General features: G+C 67.2%; 16 protein-coding genes. 1 reads left to right on the top strand and 15 read right to left on the bottom strand.

Going from position 1 to position 19,811, the window contains the following annotated elements:
- Nucleotides 1–173: 173 nt before the first annotated feature.
- The 13 genes from ABZ824_RS12500 to ABZ824_RS12440 form a co-directional block, all read right to left on the bottom strand.
- Entirely contained in the window at nucleotides 174–1,217 is a 1,044-nt protein-coding gene (locus ABZ824_RS12500) for an LLM class F420-dependent oxidoreductase (RefSeq protein ID WP_356963344.1), read from the bottom strand.
- Between the two features lie 170 nt (nucleotides 1,218–1,387).
- Nucleotides 1,388–2,374: a cutinase family protein gene (locus ABZ824_RS12495; RefSeq protein WP_356963343.1), complete on the bottom strand. Its 987-nt coding sequence runs from the start codon at nucleotides 2,372–2,374 to the stop codon at nucleotides 1,388–1,390.
- Complete coding sequence (locus ABZ824_RS12490) at nucleotides 2,371–2,868, bottom strand: DUF732 domain-containing protein (RefSeq protein ID WP_355073133.1); 498 nt, start codon at nucleotides 2,866–2,868, stop codon at nucleotides 2,371–2,373. The genes ABZ824_RS12495 and ABZ824_RS12490 overlap by 4 nt, the downstream gene beginning before the upstream one ends.
- A gap of 321 nt (nucleotides 2,869–3,189) precedes the next feature.
- A complete protein-coding gene (locus ABZ824_RS12485) occupies nucleotides 3,190–4,989 on the bottom strand; it encodes an alpha/beta hydrolase-fold protein (protein WP_356963506.1) in 1,800 nt (599 codons plus the stop codon).
- Nucleotides 4,990–5,212: 223 nt separating this feature from the next.
- Entirely contained in the window at nucleotides 5,213–6,253 is a 1,041-nt protein-coding gene (locus ABZ824_RS12480; protein ID WP_356963342.1) for an alpha/beta hydrolase family protein, read from the bottom strand.
- Nucleotides 6,254–7,135: 882 nt separating this feature from the next.
- On the bottom strand, nucleotides 7,136–8,197 hold the full coding sequence (locus ABZ824_RS12475) for an alpha/beta hydrolase family protein (RefSeq protein ID WP_356963341.1): 1,062 nt from the start codon (nucleotides 8,195–8,197) through the stop codon (nucleotides 7,136–7,138).
- A gap of 305 nt (nucleotides 8,198–8,502) precedes the next feature.
- The gene (locus tag ABZ824_RS12470) at nucleotides 8,503–9,570 is read right to left on the bottom strand and encodes an alpha/beta hydrolase family protein (RefSeq protein ID WP_355073141.1); all 1,068 of its coding nucleotides are present in this window, start codon (nucleotides 9,568–9,570) and stop codon (nucleotides 8,503–8,505) included.
- 229 nt (nucleotides 9,571–9,799) lie between these two features.
- Complete coding sequence (zomB, locus tag ABZ824_RS12465; protein ID WP_356963505.1) at nucleotides 9,800–11,740, bottom strand: flagellar motor control protein ZomB; 1,941 nt, start codon at nucleotides 11,738–11,740, stop codon at nucleotides 9,800–9,802.
- Between the two features lie 4 nt (nucleotides 11,741–11,744).
- Nucleotides 11,745–12,671 carry a decaprenyl-phosphate phosphoribosyltransferase gene (locus tag ABZ824_RS12460; protein WP_355073143.1) on the bottom strand — a complete coding sequence of 309 codons (927 nt, stop codon included), beginning with the start codon at nucleotides 12,669–12,671 and terminating at the stop codon, nucleotides 11,745–11,747.
- 1 nt (nucleotide 12,672) lies between these two features.
- Nucleotides 12,673–13,233 (bottom strand): phosphatase PAP2 family protein, encoded by a 561-nt coding sequence (locus ABZ824_RS12455; RefSeq protein ID WP_356963504.1) that lies wholly within the window; start codon nucleotides 13,231–13,233, stop codon nucleotides 12,673–12,675.
- Nucleotides 13,234–13,307: 74 nt separating this feature from the next.
- Nucleotides 13,308–15,242, bottom strand: coding sequence for a glycosyltransferase (locus tag ABZ824_RS12450; protein WP_356963503.1), 1,935 nt, complete (start codon nucleotides 15,240–15,242; stop codon nucleotides 13,308–13,310).
- 7 nt (nucleotides 15,243–15,249) lie between these two features.
- Complete coding sequence (glf, locus tag ABZ824_RS12445; RefSeq protein WP_356963340.1) at nucleotides 15,250–16,476, bottom strand: UDP-galactopyranose mutase; 1,227 nt, start codon at nucleotides 16,474–16,476, stop codon at nucleotides 15,250–15,252.
- A 245-nt stretch (nucleotides 16,477–16,721) separates the two neighbouring features.
- Nucleotides 16,722–17,444 (bottom strand): SDR family oxidoreductase, encoded by a 723-nt coding sequence (locus ABZ824_RS12440; RefSeq protein WP_355073147.1) that lies wholly within the window; start codon nucleotides 17,442–17,444, stop codon nucleotides 16,722–16,724.
- A 108-nt stretch (nucleotides 17,445–17,552) separates the two neighbouring features.
- Here ABZ824_RS12440 and ABZ824_RS12435 point away from each other — a divergent pair, with 108 nt between their 5' ends.
- Nucleotides 17,553–18,185, top strand: a complete 633-nt coding sequence (locus tag ABZ824_RS12435; protein ID WP_356963339.1) for a helix-turn-helix domain-containing protein — start codon at nucleotides 17,553–17,555, stop codon at nucleotides 18,183–18,185.
- An 8-nt stretch (nucleotides 18,186–18,193) separates the two neighbouring features.
- Here the strand turns inward: ABZ824_RS12435 and ABZ824_RS12430 are convergent, their stop codons facing one another.
- Together ABZ824_RS12430 and ABZ824_RS12425 are read right to left on the bottom strand one after the other, a co-directional pair.
- On the bottom strand, nucleotides 18,194–18,877 hold the full coding sequence (locus tag ABZ824_RS12430; RefSeq protein ID WP_356963338.1) for a hypothetical protein: 684 nt from the start codon (nucleotides 18,875–18,877) through the stop codon (nucleotides 18,194–18,196).
- A gap of 158 nt (nucleotides 18,878–19,035) precedes the next feature.
- Nucleotides 19,036–19,794: a MerR family transcriptional regulator gene (locus tag ABZ824_RS12425; RefSeq protein ID WP_356963337.1), complete on the bottom strand. Its 759-nt coding sequence runs from the start codon at nucleotides 19,792–19,794 to the stop codon at nucleotides 19,036–19,038.
- Nucleotides 19,795–19,811 lie beyond the last annotated feature (17 nt).

Raw genomic sequence — 19,811 nt, 5'->3', positions numbered from 1 at the left:
GGCACACGCAGCAAGACGGCGAGATCGCCGCTTTTACCTGTGAGGCCCCGACTCGCTTTCGCCCGCGGGTGCTCCAAGTGCAGAGCCAGCCTGCAGATTTTGTGCGGTCTGCGCGGTGACCGCTTATCGGCTAGATGTACTCAAACCAGAGTCATGTTACAGAGAAGACCGGCTCACTCGTCCCGCAGCAGGGGAATAACGGGGGCGAACGCGTCCATCTGGGTGGGGAATACACCGACATAGGACATCGAGGTGAGCTGCCGCACACGGCGGATCTGCTCGGCGATCTCCTCGAATGTTCCGATCGCCACGTAGGGCGAGTTGAGGATGTCCTCGACGGACAGCTGCACATCGACCTCCAGGTTCGGGTGCAGTCCCCGGTCCAACGCCGACAGCGCCATCTCCGCGGTCTTCTCGCGATCGTCGGTGATCACGATGGCGGTGATGGCCCAGTTCAGCTCGATGTCGGCGAACCGGTCACCGGCGGCCTCCTTGATCAGATTCACCTTTTCCACGGCCTTCTCGATGGTGATACCGGAGAGCAGGCCCTTGCCGTTCTTGGTGGTCACGGGAACGACGGAGACGATGTCGGCGTGCTTGGCGGCCAGCCGCAGCATCTTCGGACCGCCGCCGCCGGTGCAGATCGGGGGGCGTGGGCCCTGCCGCGGCCGTGGGGTCCCCTTGACGCCGCGGACCTGGTAGTGCTTGCCCTCGAAGGTGCACTCCTGGCCGCGCAGCAGCACGTCGAGAATGGTCAACGACTCGTCCAACTTCTCCAGCCGGACACCGGGCGACTCGTACGGGATGCCCGCGTTCTCGAACTCCTCCTTGATCCAGCCCGCGCCGACGCCGACCTCGAGCCTGCCCTTGGACAGCACGTCGATGGTCGCCAGATCCTTGGCCAGCACGACGGGGTGGCGGAAACCGTTCGCCAGCACCGACGTGCCGAGCCGGATCTTCTCGGTGGCCTGGGTCAGCGCGCCGAGCGCGGCGATCGGCCCGATCTGCTCACCGAGGTGGTCGGGCACCACGAAGGTGTCGAAGCCGTACTCCTCGGCCTGCTGAGCGGTCTGCACGAACTTCCGCGCGCCGCCCTCCTGCTTGTTTCCTTCCCCGGCCGCCGCGAAGCGGAACGGGCGCAACGGAGTGCCCAGCGCGGACAACGCAGCATCCGCGTCACGGCTCGCCGTGGTGGCCGGTGCGGCGGCTTCTGTCATGAACTCATGCTCCTGGCTGTAAGGAAAATACGGGCGCGACGCCCGCTTCGGGTCCGCGCTGGGGTGGTGCCCGGCGTCGCGATCACCAGCGCACTTTACAGCGTGCTACCCAACTCGAGTTGCGCTTGTCACGCCAATCCGGTGCGGGGTATCTCACGGGCTGTGAATTTTCACGAATGAGCCGGATGCGGCGCTGTCTCGATGAGTCCGGCCGCCCAGTTCGCCGTCCACTGCGTCGCGGTGTTGCCGTCGCCGTCGACGACGAAACTGTTGTAGAGGGTGTGCACCGGGTTTCCCGCGGCCCGGACCAGCGTGTTCACGCTGCCCACGATGTTCCACGGACTCAGCGCCTCCCGGGGGGCGTCACAGATCAGATCGCCGGGCGCGCACATGGTGTAGGTGCGATCGGCCAGCGTGCCGAAGCCCCCTTGACGCGGACCGGTCATCGTGATGCCGGGCACGTTCAACCCCTTCAGCGCGACTTCGGCACCCACACCCGGCGGCGGGGTGCCGATCTGGATCGCCTGGCCCGGGCCGTTGTCGCCGGTACGGCGTCCGTCGGCGATCAACGTCACGCCCAGCACCAGATCGGCGGGCACCGGGCCCGCGCCCGCACCGATCTGCGCGGCGACGTCACCCGCGATCACCGCGCCCTGGGAGAACCCCGCGAGCACGTAGGTGGTCAGCGGGCACTCCTGGTGCCGCGCGGCCATGGCGTCGACCATCCGCTGGGTGCCCTCGGATCGGCTGTTGTTGTACGACTGCTGGCCGTCCGGCGGGATCGCGATCGGATTGGAGAACTGCGCGACGTACGGAACGGTGTACACGTCCACCCGCTCGCTCGGGAACCGCTGGGTGATCGGGCCGGAGACGTTGAGCATCAGCGACACCGGGTTGGCGGTCGGATTGTGCGGATCGTCGGCGCTGTTCGACTCCCACGTGCCGGGCACCGAGATCATCTGCACATCCGGACAGCTCGCGGGCTGCGACGTCGGGCGTTCCGGCGGTTTCGGCCCGGGGCCGGGCGGGCGCAAACGCCCTGCTAGCAGGTACCACAGCAGCAGGACCACCAGGATGATCAGCAGGATGCCGCCGATCACGAGCAGGCATCCCGCCGGCTTGGACCGGCGGGAGGTCGAACGGACGCGCGAACTCACTGGCAGTACGTGGCGCGAGCGGTGGAGATGTAGATCTGCCCGGCCTTCTCCACCGGCATCTTCGCCGGGTCGAAGGACGGATCCGAACCTGCCATGGCGTTGACGAAGGTCATCAGATCCTGATCGGACGCGCCCGCGGCGGTGCCCTGGCAGACGTACGCGCCGATGCTCAGCGCGATGTCCGGGCTTGACGGGGTGACACCCTGCTTGGCCAGCTCGTCCAGGAACTTCTTGTCCTTGTCGGTGAGCTTCGAGGTGTCCGCGGGCGGGACGGCTTCGGTCGGCACCGGCTGCGGACGCTCGGGCGCCACCGTCGTGGTGGGCTGCTCCGGCGCGGGAGCGGGCTGGCCGGTTTCGGCGGGTGTCGAAGCGACCGGCGACGTGGTCGCCGCCGCTGCCGTCGTGGTGCGGGTAGGCGATGGCGTGCTCGTCGCGGTCGAATCATTGTCGCCGCACGCGGCGAGCAGGCCGGTTGCGGCAATCGCCACAACCACGCCGAATACCTTTCCACGGGTCCGATGCATGAATTCTTGTCCTCGATCTGTCACTGAGCGGGGTCGGGTCGCCCACCAGGCTAGCGGTGTTGAATTTGCCGCGCCTTCGCGCGGCGTGTTCGCGGCCCCTTTATGGCTCGCGTCCGAGCGACCGCCGCTGGCGACTTCGTCGCGGACGCGGCGGCCACTCGGACGCGAGCCGGGCCGCGAACGGAACAGGCTCAGCGCCGCCGACCATGGCGCATCACCCAGCCTGGGATGCGCGGGACGCGGTCGGGCCGGTCGAGTGACAGCTTGCGGGCTGCCGTGCATCGGTCGTGCTCAAAGGGCGTGTACTTCCGTTTTGCCGTCGCGCAGGGTGATGAATCCGCCCTGGAAGTTCTGCTGCACGCCGTCGGAGATGGGGAACTCGTCGCCGGTGGGGAAGCCGAGTTTGCCGTTCTCGTAGCCGGCGTCGCGCCAAGCATCCAGTATCGGGCCGTTGCGGACCGCCCAAGCGCCGGACACCGGGCTCCAGTAGATGGTCCCGCCTTCGAATCGGCTGAAGCGGCCCGCGTCCTTCACCGTCTGCTCTTCGGCGACCGGGAAGCCGAGCGGACTGTTCTCGAAGCCCAGCTGGGCGTACTTGCCGAGGATCAGGCCTTGGACGCGGTGCACGCCGGTGGCCTGGCTGTAGTAGAACGGACCGTTCTCGAAGGCTTGCACGGCGCCGTCGCGACTCGGTGTCTTGGCCTCCGGCGCTGTCGGGTAACCGGCGGGACCGCGTTCGAACCCCTGCTTGCCCCACTCGTCGTAAATTGCGCCACGCACCATTTGAGCTCCGGTCTGCGGCGTCCAGTACAGCGCGCCGTGTTGGAATGCCTGGAACCGGCCGCGGCCGTCTTCCAGCGCGCGTTCCTCGCCCGTCGGCAGCCCGAGCGGTCCGGTAGGTCCTCCCGCCGCCTGGTAACCGGGCCCGATCACGCCGCCGACCGGGTAAGCGCCACTGTCCGGCGTGAAGAACACCCGGCCGCCCTTGAAGTCCTGCGCGGTGCCTCCTGCCACGGCGTACTCCCCGGTGAGGCAGTCACCGAGCCAGCCCGCCGCGGCTGCTACCGGGCCGATCGCGCCGCCCGGCTGACAGGCGGGCTTGCCCTGATCGACGCCGAGCGCGGACGCGGCCTGGGTCCAGGACTGACGCATCTCGAAGTCCCAGTACGGCCAGGAATGGGTGCCGGACGGGCGATAGTTCACCTGCGCGGGAATGGCCAGCTTGGACAGCTTGGTCACGAAGTTCTGCGAAGTGAGCCGGGAGAGGATCTCCAATCCCATGCCCGCGATGTTGGTGCTCACCCCGGGAATGCCGAGGGCGTGGTCGTAGGGACCGATCGCGCCGCTGCCGCTGGAGACGTACAGACTGACTCCTCGCAGCTTGTCGGCCAGCACGTACGGGTCGTGCGCCTCCCACTCCGGGTCCGTCTGCCTGCCCCACATGGCGGCGGAGTCGAAGCCGCCCGCATCCCGCATGGCGAACTCGATGGCCTGCGGCATGCCCAGCGTCGTCGTGGTCAGGAAGCCCGAATACGACGCGGCGTGCCGTACGAAGCCCGGATTGCGGGCGGCGAGGAACATCGCGGCCGTGCCACCCATCGAGAGGCCTTCCACGCCCCGCACGGGTGTCGCACGCCAATGACTCTCCAGCAGCGGCGGAAGCTCCTTGGTGAGAAAAGTCTCCCACTTGTAGGTACGGCCGTTGTCCGGCTGGAGCCAGTCGGCGTAGAAGCTGGCCTGCCCACCCACCGGCAGCACCACGGTGACGTTCTTGTCGGCGAAGAAATCGACCGCCCCAGCCTCCTTCGTCCAGCCGCTCTCGTCGTCGGTCGCGCGCAGACCGTCGAGCAGGAACAGGACGGGGAATCTGGCCTCCGGGTGGGCGTTCCAGTCTCTGGCCAGCAGCAACTGGACCTGGATCGGCACTCCCATGGACGGCGAGGTCACCCACAGCGCGACGCGACGGTCGCTGAGCCACTGGACCTTCTCCAGCGCGGGCGCGGCCACGGCCGCCGTTGGCTCCGCGACGGCGGGAGCCTCGACGGACACGCTCGCGGCTAGCGGGATCACCATCGTGGCGGCGAGCAGCATGAGCCGCTCGCGTGCCGAACGCGCGACGAGACGCCCGCGTATGCCACAGCTACCGCGCGTAATCCCTGCCACAAAAGCTTTGTACTCCCGTTATAGCGACGTTTACGGGAGACACGCGCTGCACAGCAAACAATGTTCGCTGTCACGCGATCATAGCTGCCCCCGAACGCAATTCAGGCCGCACCGAATCGGTGCGGCCTGAATTGCGACGAGGCGGATCAGATCACCAGGCGCCGGTGGCGTCCAGGATCATGTTGCGCGAGGCGAACAGCTCCCCCTCCCAGTACTTCCAGGAGTGGGTGCCCGCGGCCGGGAAGTCGTACCGGGCGGGGATGCCCAGCGAGTTCAGGCGAGCCTGGAACGCGCGGGTGTTCACCAGCGAGAGGGCTTCCAGCGCCATCCCGTTGCCGGTGTTGAACACGCCGACCGCCGAGTTCGGCTGGTCGAACTGACCCGGCAGACCGCTGGCGGCCGAGATGTACATCGGCAGGCCGCGCAGCTGCGGCGCGAAAACGAACGGGTCCATCCGCAGCCACTGCGAGCTCCACGGCGCGGCCATCGCGTCGACGTTGTAGCGGCCCGCGTCCAGCATCGCGATGCGGATCGCCTCACGCATACCCGGCGCGGAGATGTTCAGGTAGCCCGAGTAGGAGGCGGCGAACTTGAACTGGTCGCGGTGGTAGGCCGCGAGAGCCAGCGCCGCGCTACCGCCCATGGACAGGCCGACGACCGCGTTGTTGGTACGCGAGACGCCATAGCCCTCCAGGAAGGCGGGCAGTTCTTTGGTGAGGAAGGTCTCCCACTTGTAGGTGGTCTTCTGGCCGTTGGTGTTCGACGGCGCGTACCAGTCGGTGTAGAAGCTGGACTGGCCGCCGACCGGCATCACCAGGGTGATGTTGTCGTTCCCGAACTGCTGCAGCGCGTTGGTCTCGAACGACCAAGCGTTACGGTCGTCGCGGGCGCGCAGACCGTCGAGCAGGTACAGCGCCGCGTTGCCGCCGCGTGCGGCCCACTGCACCTGCACCTTGATCGGGCCCATGCTGGACGGGACCATCAGGTCCTCGAAGCCGCCCGCGGGCGCCCGCAACACCGGCGTGTGCACCGACGGCGCCGCTGCGGCGAGAGTCGGGGTTGCCAGGCCTGCGGCGATCGGTAGCGCCAGCGCGGCGGCACCGACAGCCAGAATTCGATTACGCCAACCGCGAGCCGCGCCTCGCCGTCCCGACTGTGTTCTCTTCGGCGCGGCCGCCCTGCCGAAACGCATGAATCCTGCTCTCTTTCTGCTGTTGTGGTGCCACTCGCCGCCCGAGGGGCGAAGCGGCACCCGTGTTGCCAACGAGACGCGCGTCACGGACATGGTCCCGACAATCCGATACCCATGACGGCGCTACAACGATCTGGTCACACTTGCGCTCGCTGGACGATATTCGACGCCCCCCGCTTTAGCAAGATCCGGGTCTTTCCACTGGCCGAAATCCATCCGTTCACGCAAGGTAATGGTGCGGTGACCTTATCGCGTTCTCGCGGTGATGTCGTGTTGGAACGCAAGATATTCGCGCTCCTGGCGGGAACTGTCACCGACCCGAGATCTTCGCAATCCCGACACCTCCAGCGACCTCGCCGCAGGCCCGGCGGCTCCGAGCGACGGGGCAGAGTCCTCCCAGACCAGTGGCCGAACCGTGATCGGAACCGAGATCTGCCGTGATAGCCACAGAGGCGACTTCGGGCAAACAGCTCCGAGCACCGACGACCGCACGACAGCGATCATGCAGCAAACATTGGGTGGAATGCCAGGACTTCCCCCTGCACCGCCCCCACATAACCCCCTACCACCTACCCCCACTCCCCCAAGCTGGCGACCCCAAGAACGCCTCCCTGTTCAAAAGGACCACTACGCAGCCCCAACGGCCAGGAAGACAACTGCACAAACCGCGAACAAATGCCCCCGCCAATCCCGCCGCACACCAGGAAGCGCAAGTTCCCCACACACCGAACCCACCCGGGTGCGAGTCTTACGAGCGCCGTTCGCGGCCCGGCTCGCGCCAGAGTGGACGAAGCGCATGCGCCGCAGGCGCGAGTCTCGTCCGCTCTGACGCGAGCCATAGGGGGCCGCGAACACGCGGCGCCGCAGGCGCCGCCAAAAGATTCAGCCGATGTTCGCCGACATATCCGGGATCATTCGCATGGCCTCGTCAGCCCAGTTGTTCCAGGCGTGAATACCGAACGGCGGAAAGGAGTAGACGGCGTTGCCGCCACCCAAGGTCGCCATCCGGACCTGGAACGCGCGAGTGTTCGCCAGCGCCAGGCTTTCCAGCCCCATGCCGTTGAGGGTGCCGAAGCTCGGCGGGTCGCCGGCCGAGGGCAGTCCGCTGGCCGCGGCGATCCACAGGCGGGTGCCGTTGCGGATCAGGTTGGGCGCGAACACGAAGGGGTCCATCCGCAGCCACTGCGGGCTCCACGGCGGCGCCATCGCGTCGACGTTGTAGCCGCCCGCGTCCAGCATGGCGGCGCGGATGGCCTCCCGCATACCCGGCGCCGAGTTGTTCAAATAGCCGGAGAACGACCCCGCGAAACTGAACTGATCCGGGTGGTAGGCCGCCAGGGTGAGCGCCGCGCTGCCGCCCATCGACAAGCCGAAGGCGCCGTTGCGGTTGGGGTTGAACCCCAGCCGATCGCGCAGCGCCCAGCGCAGGTTGTTGGTCAGGAAGGTCTCCCACTGATACCGGTAGCTCTTGCCGGGCCCGCCCGCGAACCCGTCCAGCCCGCCGGAACCGGTGCTGGAGCCCGCGCCTGCCGGGATGCCGAAGAACTCGCTTGGCGCGATCCAGTCGGCGTAGAAGCTCGACATGCCACCGACCGGCATGACCACATTGATGTTCTGGCTCGCCAGGACTTGCGGGATATTGGTCTCGATCTCCCAGCCGTTCAGCGTCTCCGGCGCCCGCATGCCGTCCAGCACATAGGCGACGCGATTGGTGTTGCCGTCGGCGGCACGCAGGATCCGGGTCTTGATCGGACCCATGCCGGAATCGACCCAGAAATCGAAGGCCGCGGGGTCGAACGCCGCCGACGCCGTGGCGCCCACGCCCGCGACGGTCGCCCCGAGCGGCAGCAGCATCGCCGCGGCGATGCCGAGGGCGGACCGCCGCAACCACGAACCGGCTACTCGGGGCCTCTGGGGCCAGCGCTTCCCGCGCGCACTACGCATCACATCGACCTTTCCCTCAGGCGGCCCGGTCTGGCAAACTATTAGCAATCCCAACCGGCCCCTCGTCGGGCACCAGGACGAGACGCCCACCAAGAAACCGGACGAATCGACCTTGGTGCATGCTGTTCGGGTATCAATTGGAAACGAATGCCTTCATGTTGCTGGATGGTGATCCAGACCACAACTACCGAAGCCGTTTTCTCTTCGTATTCGTTGCCGAAGTACCCGCGGACGCCCGGGTAAACGCCGAAAGGCCGCTCCGCGCCGATGGCGCGAAACGGCCTTTCCTCGCTATGGCCGGGCTACTACCCGATGTTCGCGGACAGATCCGGGATCATCCGATAGACCTCATCGGCCCAGTAGTTCCAGTTGTGCACACCCACGGCCGGGAAGTCGTAGGTGACATTGTTCGCACCCAGGGTGAGCATGCGAACCTGGAAGGCGCGGGTGTTGGCCAGGGCCAGCGTTTCCAGACCCATCGCGTTGAGCGTGTTGAAGCTGATGCCGTCCGCCCCGCTGGGCAGACCGCTACCGGCGGAGACCCACAGGCGAGTGTTGTTCGCCTTCAGTCGCGGCGCGAACACGAACGGGTCCATCCGCAGCCACTGCGGGCCCCACGGCGGCGCCATCGCGTCGATGTTGTAGCCGCCTGCGTCCAGCATCGCCACGCGCAGCGCCTCACGCATACCCGGCGCGGAGATGTTCAGGTACCCGGAGTACGAACCGGCGTAACGGAACTGGTCGGGGTGGTAGGCCGCGAGAGTGAGCGCGGCGCTGCCGCCCATGGAGAGACCGAAGATGCCGTTGCCGTTCGGGTTGAACCCGAGGCGGTCGCGCAGCGCCCAGCGAAGGTTGTTGGTGAGGAAGGTTTCCCACTTGTAAGTGCTGGTCTTGCCCGGTCCGCCGGCGGAACCGGTCAGCAGGCCGGAGCCGGAGTTCGCCGAACCGGTGGAGGACGAGCCCGCGCTGCCGAGGCCGAAGAAGTCGCTCGGGCCGTTCCAGTCGGCATAGAAGCTGGACTGGCCGCCGACCGGCATGACCACGTTGATGTTCCACTTGGTCAGCTCGCGCGCGACCTCGGTATCGATCTCCCAGCCACTGAGGTCGTTGCGCGCCCGCATGCCGTCCAGCGCGTACACCACGCGGCCGGTGTTGCCATCGGCGGCGCGGAAGATGCGCGACTTGATCGGCCCCATTTCGGAGTCGACCCAGAAATCCATGCCATCCGGATTGAACGCGGCGGACGCCGGGGCGGCAGGGCCTGCCACCGACACCCCGAGCGGTAGCAGAACTGCCAGCGAAACCAGCATGGACCGCTTGAGCCAGGAACCCGCTCTTCGAGAATTAAGACGACGCCCGATCACGCCTCGCATCAGTTTGAACCTTTCGTTTGCACAGCGACAGCGGCAAGCCGTCCACACGGTAACCCGTCGATGCCCACGACCGGTGGACGCCAGGCCGGGCATACGGTCGTAGCGTATATCGGTATCGACACGGTGGCGTTACCAAAAAGAGATAAAGCGGCGTACGCCACTTTATCTACCTCGCACAATGGGGCCATTGGGCCCACCGTGCCCGATGGGCCCAATGTGATTCACGGGATCAGCGCTGCGCGACCGGTTGCGGGAAGGGATCGACCAGTCCGCACCGCTGGATCTCGTACTTCGGGACGCGATCGATGCGGTACTTCGCGAACCGCAACGCGTTGCGCAGGTTGTGCCGGAAACGCTCGAAGGTGAGCGGATCGCGGTAGGAGATCAACAACGCCTGGGTGTCCGGGCAGGACATCGCGGTGCGCGCCTGGGCAACCCACTTCTCGTCCAGGTACCAGGGCATCCACGGTTTCTTGTCCACCATGCCGGTATCGACGACGACCCAGTCCGGGTACAGGCTCTTGTCGTGGCCGATCCGGCCGTCGGTGAGCCGGTCGGTGTGCGCGGCCAGCGGGTAGGCCAGACCCATCGGATCGATCACGGGCACGTCCAGCGGAACGTTCATGCTGGTCATGCCGAGATTCAGGAAGTAGACCGTGTGCCCGGCGCCGCCGTCCGGAATCGGCTGGGGCGGCGGAGCGATGTACCAGAACATGAACGACGGCGAGTTGAGCAGCAGACCGCCGTCCGGAGTGCCGGTGATGTCGTTGACCATCGCGCGGATGCGCGGGTAGTCCAAGTAGTCCTCGGCCAGGATCGGGTGGTCGTGCCCGGTGTTGAGCACGTAGTAGACGCGCTCGTCGACGATGCCGGTCGAAGTGATCTTGGTGCCGGTCTTGATCGCGGTGGTGTTCGCCGCGAACAGCGCCCACCCCGCGACGCCGACGAATGCCACGGCCAGCGCCGCGTAGGACCAGTCGGCGGCGGTGGCCGCGCGCACACCGCCCTGCGGCGCCCGGATCGGAATGACCGCGACCGGGAGCAGGAACAGGAACAGCTGGGGCAACAGCATTCGGCCGTGCATGAAGTCGCCACCGACCCGAAGCGCGTAGATGGTCAGGAGGAACCCGCTGGCCAGAACCGAAGCGACCACAGCGCCCGGCGAGCGCAACCACTCCCGGATCCGGCCGATCGACCAGCCACGCGCGTCTTCGTTTTCGGCACGCGCGTTCCGAGTCGCACCCGTGCGAGCGGCGAGCACACCGGCGATCAGCAATACCAGCAGCGGCGCCCACAGGAAGTACGGACCGACGAGGTCCCAGAGGTAGGTGAAGCCCTGCCCCCACTTGGCGCCGCCCGCGTCCTTCGCGACGGCGGTGTTCGGGTAGGGCAGGCCGTAGTAGCCCATCCGCCAGATCTGGTAGCCCAGCGGCACCAGTCCGGCCACCGCGACGATCACCGCGCGCAGCACGATCGGCCGCAGCCTGCTCTCGGGCATGGGCGCGCAGAAGATCATCAGCAGCGCGAGCGCGCCGACCAAGGTCATCTCGGGCCGGATCAGGGGGCCCAGCCCGGCGAGGAAGACCAGTCCGAGCAGGCCGGGCAGGCGCACCGACTTGGCCTGGCTCCAGCGCATCAGCTGCCACCACAGCAGGCCGATCCAGCAGATCACCAAGCCGCTTTCCAGACCCGAGGTGGCGTAGTCGCGGGCCGGGGGCAGTGCGATGTAGACCAGCACGCCCGCGGGCAGCAACAGCCCGGTGCGGGTCCCGCCCCACAGGCGCGCCGAGCCGAGCATGGCGAACACGACCGCGGCCAGCGAGACGGTGAGCGCGACGCCGAGCACCACGTACTCGAGCCGCGCCTGGGTCAGCCAGCTGAAGAACCAGACCAGGTAGGTCCACGCGGTGCTGGTGTTGGTTTCGACGCGCTCACCCTCGTTGAAGACGGGGCCGTTGCCCGCCAGCAGGTTGCGCACCGTGCGCAACACGATGAGACCGTCGTCGGCGATCCACCGCCGCTGCCAGCCCCCGACCGCGAAAAGAACAACGGTGAGCGTGATCCCACCGACGAACGTGGCTTTGGACAGACGCGCGAACCGCGACGCGGAGCCGGACGACTCATCGGCCGACCGCTCCGCCGCGTATTCCGTTCGCTCCGCCACCAGCATCTCGTCAGGTGAGATAGACAGCGACACCTACCGCTCCGATCCAGGCGATTGCGAGGAACTGCAGGACGCGGTCCCCCAGCGCGATCTCTTCCGGCTCCCCGGCCTCGCCCCCATCGACGTCGACCGCGTAACGCAGGATTGCGATGGTAAACGGGACCATCGAGATCGCGAACCAGTTGGTGTCCTTGATGCCGTCCTGCTGGAACGCCCACAGCCCGTAGAAAACCACCACCGCCGTCGCGGCCAGCGTCCAGATGAAGCGCAGGTAGGTGGGCGTGTAGTACTCCAGCGACTTGCGGATCTTGGCGCCGGTGCCCAGCGCGATCTGCAGCTCCGCGTAGCGCTTGCCCGCCGCCATGAACAGCGAGCCGAAGGCCATGATCAACAGGAACCACTGCGACAGCTCGATGTCGGCCGCCGCGCCACCGGCGACCGCGCGCAGCAGGAAGCCGGAGGACACGATGCAGATGTCCAGCACGGCTTGATGCTTGAGTCCGAAGCAGTAGGCCAGCTGGATGCCGATGTAGACCGTCATCACCACGGCGAGATGCCACGAGGCGAGGAACGAGCCCGCGATCGACCCGGCCAGCAGCAATGCCGACAGCAGGTAGGCCAGGTTCACCGGGACGACGCCCGCGGCGATCGGCCGGAACCGCTTGGTCGGATGCGCCCGGTCGGCCTCCACGTCGAGCGCGTCGTTCACCAGGTAGATGCCCGATGCCGCCATGCAGAACACCACGAAGGCGATGCCGACGTGCGCGAGCACGTCCACGTTGGTCGCCGTGCCCGCGGCCAGCGGAGCGGCGAGCACCAATACGTTCTTGACCCACTGCCGCGGACGGACTGCCTTGAACAGACCGCCGGCCAGCGTCTTGGGCGGGCCCTTGACTACCGCCTCGGCCAGGTCGGCGCCGGTCGGCTCTTCACTCATGTCAACGAAAGCTCTTTCTTGTGCGGTCATTGTCGAGTCTCTTTTCGGCGGCGAGCAGGGCGGCGGCGGACGCGGCGCCGAGCGCGGAACCGGCGAGCACGTCGGTGGGGTAGTGCACCCCGAGGACCACCCGCGAAAGCAGCATCGGGGGGACGAGCACCGCAGGCAAGGGTAGCCCGGTCAATCTGCCGAGCAACACGGCCGCTGCCGTCGTCGAGGTCGCGTGCGAGGACGGGAAACTGAGTTTGCTCGGCGTCCCCACGTTGACCTGCACCGACGGATCGTTCGGGCGCGGACGGCGAACGACGCGCTTGATGACGATCGAGGCCGCGTGCGCGCCGACCGCGCCGACCGCGACCCCGGCCCACTGTCTGCGCCGCGGCTTGTCCACCAGCCAGCCTGCGGCGGCGATGCCGATCCAGCCGAGCGCGTGCTCGCCGAAGTGCGACAGGCCACGCGCGGCGGACACCACGGCGGGCTTGCTACCGAGGGTGGCCTGCACCGCGTTGATGATCGCGACCTCCGGCGGCGCCTGCCCGGCAGGCGCGGGGTGCGCGGACACCGGGCCACCGTGACCGTTGGCGCTGTGCAGCGGCGGCTGCACCGCCGCGTCGTCGGCGGCGCTCGCTCCGAGACTCACTGCTGCTCATCCTTCGTGTCGATACCGAAGACCTTCTCCCACGCCGCGGTGCTGGTCAGCTGCGGGTGGGCGGCGCGGTAGCGCTGCTGCATCTCCGGGAAACGGGCGGCCAGCTCCTTGCGCAGGCGCATGGCTTCCTTGAACAGGCCGAGCGCCTGGCGGGGGTCGCGCTTGCGGTAGACGACGCCGCGGCCGTCGGCCGTGGTGACGGTGACGCCGTCGACCTGCGAGAGCAGGAACCAGCGCGCGTCCAGCGTCGGCACGTTCAGCTGCGGGGTCTCGTGGTGTTCGGTGCGCGCGGAGCGGAAGTTGTGCACCACGCCCTTGGCCAGCCGCGCCACCTTGGCGATCGGATTGGCCGGCTCACCGACCGCCCCGACGCCGATGTGGCTGGCCAGCGGCAGTTCGGTGGACGAGGGCAGGATCACCGCGTCCGGATACTGCTTGCGCAGCTCGTGCACCGCCCCCAGAGCGCTGGGCAGTAGCTGGAACAGCCGTTCCGGGCCTGCGAGGAAATCGCGGATGGCGAGGTTCTGGATCGCGACCGTCGAGTACTCCAGGCACAGCAAATGCTTCAGCGTCGCCTTGATCGTGTTGACGACCATGCCGCGCCCGTTGCCCGGCAGGTGCAGCGAGGCGACGACCAGGCGATTGCGCAAGTGGAAGTACGCCTGCCAGTCGATGGCGTCGTCCTTGTCGCTCCAGGCCATGTGCCACACCGCCGCGCCGGGCAGCGTGACGGTCGGGTACCCGGCCGCGCGAGCACGCAAGCCGTACTCCGCGTCGTCCCACTTCAGGAACAGCGGAAGCGGCTGGCCGAGCTCCTCGGCGACGCGCCGCGGGATGACACAGGTCCACCAACCGTTGAAGTCGACGTCGATGCGCCGGTGCAACAGCTTCGAGTTGTCCCGGTCCTTGAGTGGGTACTTCGAGAAATCGTGGTCGTACTCGACGTTCGGCGCCGCGGTCCACATGAAGATGCCGCGATCGACCACTTCGCCCATGACGTGCAGGTGCGAGCGCTCCTGGAGGTTGAGCATCTGGCCGCCGACCAGCACCGGCGACTTCGCGAAGCGGGCGAAGGCCAGCGCGCGCAGGATGGAGTCCGGCTCGATCTCGATGTCGTCGTCCATGTAGACGATGTACTCGGCGTCGGTGGTCTTCAGTGCCTCGTACATGACCCGGCTGTAGCCGCCGGACCCGCCGAGGTTGGGCTGGTCGTGGATGGAAAGGCGATCCCCGAGCGCGGCCGCCGATTCCGTGAAGCCGGGCTCGTCGACGACCTTCTTCGTGCCCTGGTCCGGGATGATGACGGCCGCGATCTTCTCCAGCACCAGCGGGTCGGAGCCGAGTGCGGCGAGCGTCTTCACCGCGTCGGTGGGCCGGTTGAAGGTGGGCATGCCGACCGCGATGCTGCCCTCTCCGGGCGCCTCGATCGGCGCGTACCAGCCGCCCGACAGCAGCGTGACCGCCGTGTCGGTGGTGATGTCGAACCAGATCCAGCCGCCGTCCTCGAACGGGCCCAGGTCGGTCTCGAATTCGACGACCACCGAGTCGGCGCCGGTCGCGACCGCGAATTCCTTGCCCTGCACGTGGATTCGCGAGCCGTCGGCCTTGGATCGGTACACGTCCACCCGGCCGTGACCGGCCAGTTCCAGCCGCAGCACCACCGAAGACAGGATGCTCCAGCGCCGCCAGTAGCTCGCGGGCAGGGCGTTGAAGTACGTGCAGAAGGAGACCTCGGACTCCGCGCCGATCGACAGCGACGTGCGGGTGGTCGCGTGCGCGCGCCTGGCGTTGGTCTGCGACTCCTCGACGTAGAGCGTGCGCACGTCCAGCGGCTCGCCGGGCCGCGGCAGGATGATGCGCTGCAACAGCGACTTGGCGCGGGTCTCGGTGGTCATGTCTTCCAAAATGGATTGGGAGGTCATTCCGCTCCTAAGCCTCCTGGTCCACGAGCGGCGCACCATCCGCCAGATGCGGGTGCAGCACGTTGTCGAACGTGCTCAGTGCGCTGCCGATCGCCATGTGCATGTCCAGGTACTGGTAGGTGCCGAGACGGCCGCCGAAGACGACCTTCGCCGTGGCGGTCTCCTGCTTGGCCAGCTCCCGGTAGGCCAGCAGTTTCGCCCGGTCCTCCGGTGTGTTGATCGGGTAGTACGGCTCGTCGCCGGTCTGCGCGAACCGGGAGTACTCCCGCATGATCACCGTCTTGTCGGTGGGGTACTCGCGCTCGGGGTGGAAGTGGCGCGGCTCGATGATGCGGGTGTAGGGAACGTCCGCGTCGTTGTAGTTCATCACCGAGGTGCCCTGGAAGTCGCCGAGCGGCAGCACCTCGGTCTCGAAATCGATGGTGCGCCAGCCCAGCTCGCCTTCGCTGTAGTCGAAGTAGCGGTCCAGCGGGCCGGTGTAGACGACCGGCGCGTCCGGGCTTTCGGCGCGCAACTGCTCGCGCACTTCGAACCAGTCGGTGTTCAGGCGCACCTCGATCAGGTCGGAGGCGGCCATGTTCTCCAGCCACTTCGTGTAGCCCTCGCGGGGCAGGCCTTCGTAGGTGTCGTTGAAGTAGCGGTTGTCGAAGGTGTAGCGGACCGGGAGGCGGGTGATGTTGCCCGCGGGCAGTTCCTTCGGGTCGGTCTGCCACTGTTTGGCGGTGTAGTCGCGGACGAACGCCTCGTAGAGCGGGCGGCCGATCAGCGAGATGGCCTTCTCCTCGAGGTTCTGCGCGTCCTTGGTCTCGATCTCCGAGGCCTGCTCCGCGATCAGCGCGCGCGCCTCTTCCGGCGAGAAGTAGCGGCCGAAGAACTGGGAGACCAGGCCGAGGCCCATCGGGAACTGGTAGGCCTGTCCCTTGTGCATCGCGAAGACGCGGTGCTGGTAGCCGGTGAACTCGGTGAACTGGGTGACGTAGTCCCACACCCGCTTGTTCGACGTGTGGAACAGGTGCGCGCCGTACTTGTGGATCTCGATCCCGGTTTCCGGATCCGGCTCGGAGTAGGCGTTGCCACCGATGTGGTGGCGCCGTTCGATCACCAGAACCCGTTTACCCAGCACGGAGGCGGCGCGTTCGGCAACGGTCAGCCCGAAGAATCCGGAGCCGACGACGATCAGATCGAACTGTGAGGCGGAATGGACGGAGGTACCCGGGGACGATGCGACGGTCACGGGAGCCCAGAGTATCGGAAGTCCCCGCCGCGTCCGGGTGGAGTCGGAACTGCGCTCAGCGACACCACTCGCCGCACCCGGTTTCACCTCCCTGACCTCGGTATTTCGCCGGATGTTTGCCCAAATGGACTTCTTTGGCAACTGACCGGTTGTTTACTGCCGCGGCCCAATGAGCGCGCACGGGCTCCGGGTGCTCCCGGCCGCCGGAGCCGGTGCGCGCTCGAGTGATCTTCTCGGGACGGGTCTCAGACCGGGAAACCTACGTCGAGCTCCACCTTGTCCCGCTCGGTGTACAGCCGCCAATAGTGATCGCCGAGCTCGTCGCCGCTCATACGGACGATCTCAAGGCCCGCCGGGATCACTTCCGGATTCTCATCGATGATCTGCGCGGCTTTGCTGCCGTCGATCAGCACGCCGATGTTGAGCAAGCCGACGTAGACGCCGGTACCCCGCAATTCCACCTCGAGCTGGCGCAGGTAACCGCGCTGCGCGGCCAGGGCGATGCCGAAGTTGGCCAGATAGGGCGCCACGTAGTGCTCGGACGAACCCGAGGAGAACAGCAGCGCGCCTTCGCCTCGCTCCACCATCTTCGGCGCGAGCGCGCGCGTCACCAGGATCGGCGAGTGCAGCTTCAGCGCGATGGGCGCATCGAGGGACGGGATGTCCACCGACAGGGTGTCAGGGATGCGATCGCTCATGTTGCCCGCCGCCCCGTGCATGGCCGCGTCGATCGGCCCGAACGTCGCCTCGATCTTCTCGATCACCCCCGTGACCTGCGCGCCAACCGTGACATCCGCGGGAAAGGCCGCGGCCTCGATGCCTTCGGCCGTCAACTCCTCCGCGTGCCGCCGCGCCTTTTCGGGATCCCGGCCGATGACGGCCACCCGGAAGCCTTCGCGCCCGAATCGGCGTCCTGTGCCGACGCCGAGGCCGGGTCCGTACCCGAAGATCGCGATGGTCTTGGACATTGCCACTCCTGTTAAGTTGAGACATGGTTCAAGTTATGCGGTCGACGGTAGCATTAAGTTGAACCAATGCTCAACATATGCGTGTTGCCCGATTTGTAGGATCGGCCCGTGGACAAGCCGTTACGCAGCGATGCCCAGCGCAATCGGGACGCGCTCGTGACCGCCGCCCGCGCCGTCTTCGAGGAACGCGGTCTCGACGCGCCGCTGAAAGAGATCGCCGCCCGCGCCGGGGTGGCCATCGGCACGCTCTACAACCGCTTCCCGACCCGCGACGACCTCATCGCGGCCGCGGTCGAGGACCGGATCGAAGCGGGCAGCCGTATCGCCGAGAACGCGCTCGCCATCGATGACCCGTGGGAGTCGTTCGTCTACCTGGTGGAGCAGGTGTGCGCTTTACAGGCTGCCGACCGGCTGCTCAGCGAACTCGCCGTGCGGGCCGCGCCCAGTCCTGCCATCGCGCAGGCCCAGGAATACGGCCACGGCCTGATGCGCCGGATCATCACCCGCGCGCAGGAGGCCGGCGCGCTGCGCGCCGACTGGGTACTCGAGGACATCGCGTTCATCACCTGGTCACACACCAGAATCGTCGAGGCGACCAGTCACATCGCCCCCGACGCCTGGCGGCGCCACCTCGGTCTGATACTCGACGGCCTGCGCGCGGAGGCCGCCCACCCGCTTCCGGTGCCTCCGATCACGGAGCACCAATTGATGCACGCGCTCGGCCGCGACGACGAAAGTTGACTCAGCGTTCAGTGATGCGGCCCCGGCTGTGACGCCGGCGGGAAGTGGCCGGGTTGAGGTGCCGGGGCTTGGTGGCCAAGCTGGGGCGCCGGGGGCTGGTAGCCAGGCTGAGACGATTGATGGCCAGGTGGGGGTGCCGGGGCCTGGTGGCCGAACTGCGGCACCGATGGCCGAGGAAGGGACTGCGGCGGCGCGGGCGCTGTGGCTCTGCGGCCGAGCGGACTCGTCCCGACAGTGACGAGGGCGATCAAAGAAAGGGCCGCCCCGACAGTCAGGAAGAGGGGCGAGCCAGGCGTTTCCGCGGACAGCCCGTATTGGTTCCCGTAGGTCGCCGCGAGCAAGCCGCCGAAGAATCCCCACCCTGCGCCGATCAGAACCGATTCCCTCCCGGCCGGCTTGCCGAGCAGCAGGAGGATCCCACCGAGGATCAGGACCACTGCCAGCAGCGCGGAGACGACGAGCAAGTTTTCCTGCACGACTCGGATGTGACGGGTGACCAACCAAGTGTCGATGTCCTTGGCGGCATCCAACTTCAGATCGTTGAGGCCGCGCAGCAAGTTGATGCCGGACACCGCCCCGAGAAGGGTCGCCCCGCCACCGATGCATGCCGCTATCGCCGCCACCGCGCCATGCCATGTCGCCGGTGCGGCGCCGACAGTCCGCGCCCCGGACCGCGCGTACGGATCGTTCATCGAACCCCCCTTTTCCGCATCGAACCTTACCGCGCTCTCCGGGCATATTCGAGGCGAAAGTGGCCTTCGCACAGCGATATCGCCCTGCATCGGCCCTACTGCAGGCGATCCGGCGGCCGGTACGCGCACATGCGTACCGGCCGCCGGAGAGTTGTGCTCTACAGCCGCTGCTCGGCGTAGACCTTCATCGCGTCGCGCACGAACTCGGCGGTGCCCGCGCCGTGCACGTCGTAGTTCGCCGCGAAACGCGGGTCGGCGACGTACATCTCGCCGAGGTTGACGAACGCCTCCCGCACCACCGGACGACCCTGCCAGCCGATGCCGATCCACTCGTAGTGGCGCTGGACGATGGCCTGCACCTCGTCGGCGTCGGGCGCGAGTCCGTCGGCGTGCGCTCGGCCGTAGTCGGCGGCGATGTCGAGATGGGTTTGCTGGAAATTCTTCTTGTCCGCGTCGGACATCGAGCGCCACCAGCGGTCACCGCTCTCGTAGGCGTCCTTGCCCCAGCGTTCGATCACCTCGTCCTTGTACTTCGTGTGGTCGAAGCCGTCGAAAACTTCTGCTGCCACGAGTTGTTCACCTCTTTCCGTCTTGTGCAGCGTGGTTCGCACCGACTCGATCTGCCGCCGGATCCGATCCTGTTCCTGCCGGAGCAGTTCCAGGTGCGTACGCAACGCGGCGGCGGTTTCCTGCTCTCCGGCAAGTACTTCGGCGATGACCGGAAGGCCGAGGCCGAGTTCACGCAGCAGCAGGATGCGTTGCAACCGCACGAGGGAGTGCTGGTCGTAGTACCGGTAGCCGTTGGCTCCGATCCGGCTGGGCGGCAACAGCCCCAACTGCCCGTAATGGCGCAGCGTGCGACTGGTGGTACCAGCCGCCTTCGCCAGATCCTGGATGGACCACTCCTTGCCGCCCACGACCCGTCTTCCCTCGT

Origin of the sequence: Nocardia sp. NPDC047038 (assembly GCF_040644075.1) — a bacterium.
In the GTDB taxonomy this organism is placed as follows: domain Bacteria; phylum Actinomycetota; class Actinomycetes; order Mycobacteriales; family Mycobacteriaceae; genus Nocardia; species Nocardia sichangensis.
The sequence above is the reverse complement of the archived record's forward strand: the minus strand, read 5'-3'. Positions and strand labels throughout refer to the sequence as shown.

Coding starts and splice junctions, on each gene's coding strand:
- ABZ824_RS12500 (WP_356963344.1), bottom strand. CDS start 1,217: ATGACAGAAGCCGCCGCACCGGCCACCACGGCGAGCCGTGACGCGGAT.
- ABZ824_RS12485 (WP_356963506.1), bottom strand. CDS start 4,989: ATGCTGCTCGCCGCCACGATGGTGATCCCGCTAGCCGCGAGCGTGTCC.
- ABZ824_RS12480 (WP_356963342.1), bottom strand. CDS start 6,253: ATGCGTTTCGGCAGGGCGGCCGCGCCGAAGAGAACACAGTCGGGACGG.
- ABZ824_RS12475 (WP_356963341.1), bottom strand. CDS start 8,197: ATGCGTAGTGCGCGCGGGAAGCGCTGGCCCCAGAGGCCCCGAGTAGCC.
- ABZ824_RS12470 (WP_355073141.1), bottom strand. CDS start 9,570: ATGCGAGGCGTGATCGGGCGTCGTCTTAATTCTCGAAGAGCGGGTTCC.
- zomB (WP_356963505.1), bottom strand. CDS start 11,740: ATGCTGGTGGCGGAGCGAACGGAATACGCGGCGGAGCGGTCGGCCGAT.
- ABZ824_RS12460 (WP_355073143.1), bottom strand. CDS start 12,671: ATGAGTGAAGAGCCGACCGGCGCCGACCTGGCCGAGGCGGTAGTCAAG.
- ABZ824_RS12450 (WP_356963503.1), bottom strand. CDS start 15,242: ATGACCTCCCAATCCATTTTGGAAGACATGACCACCGAGACCCGCGCC.
- ABZ824_RS12440 (WP_355073147.1), bottom strand. CDS start 17,444: ATGTCCAAGACCATCGCGATCTTCGGGTACGGACCCGGCCTCGGCGTC.
- ABZ824_RS12430 (WP_356963338.1), bottom strand. CDS start 18,877: ATGAACGATCCGTACGCGCGGTCCGGGGCGCGGACTGTCGGCGCCGCA.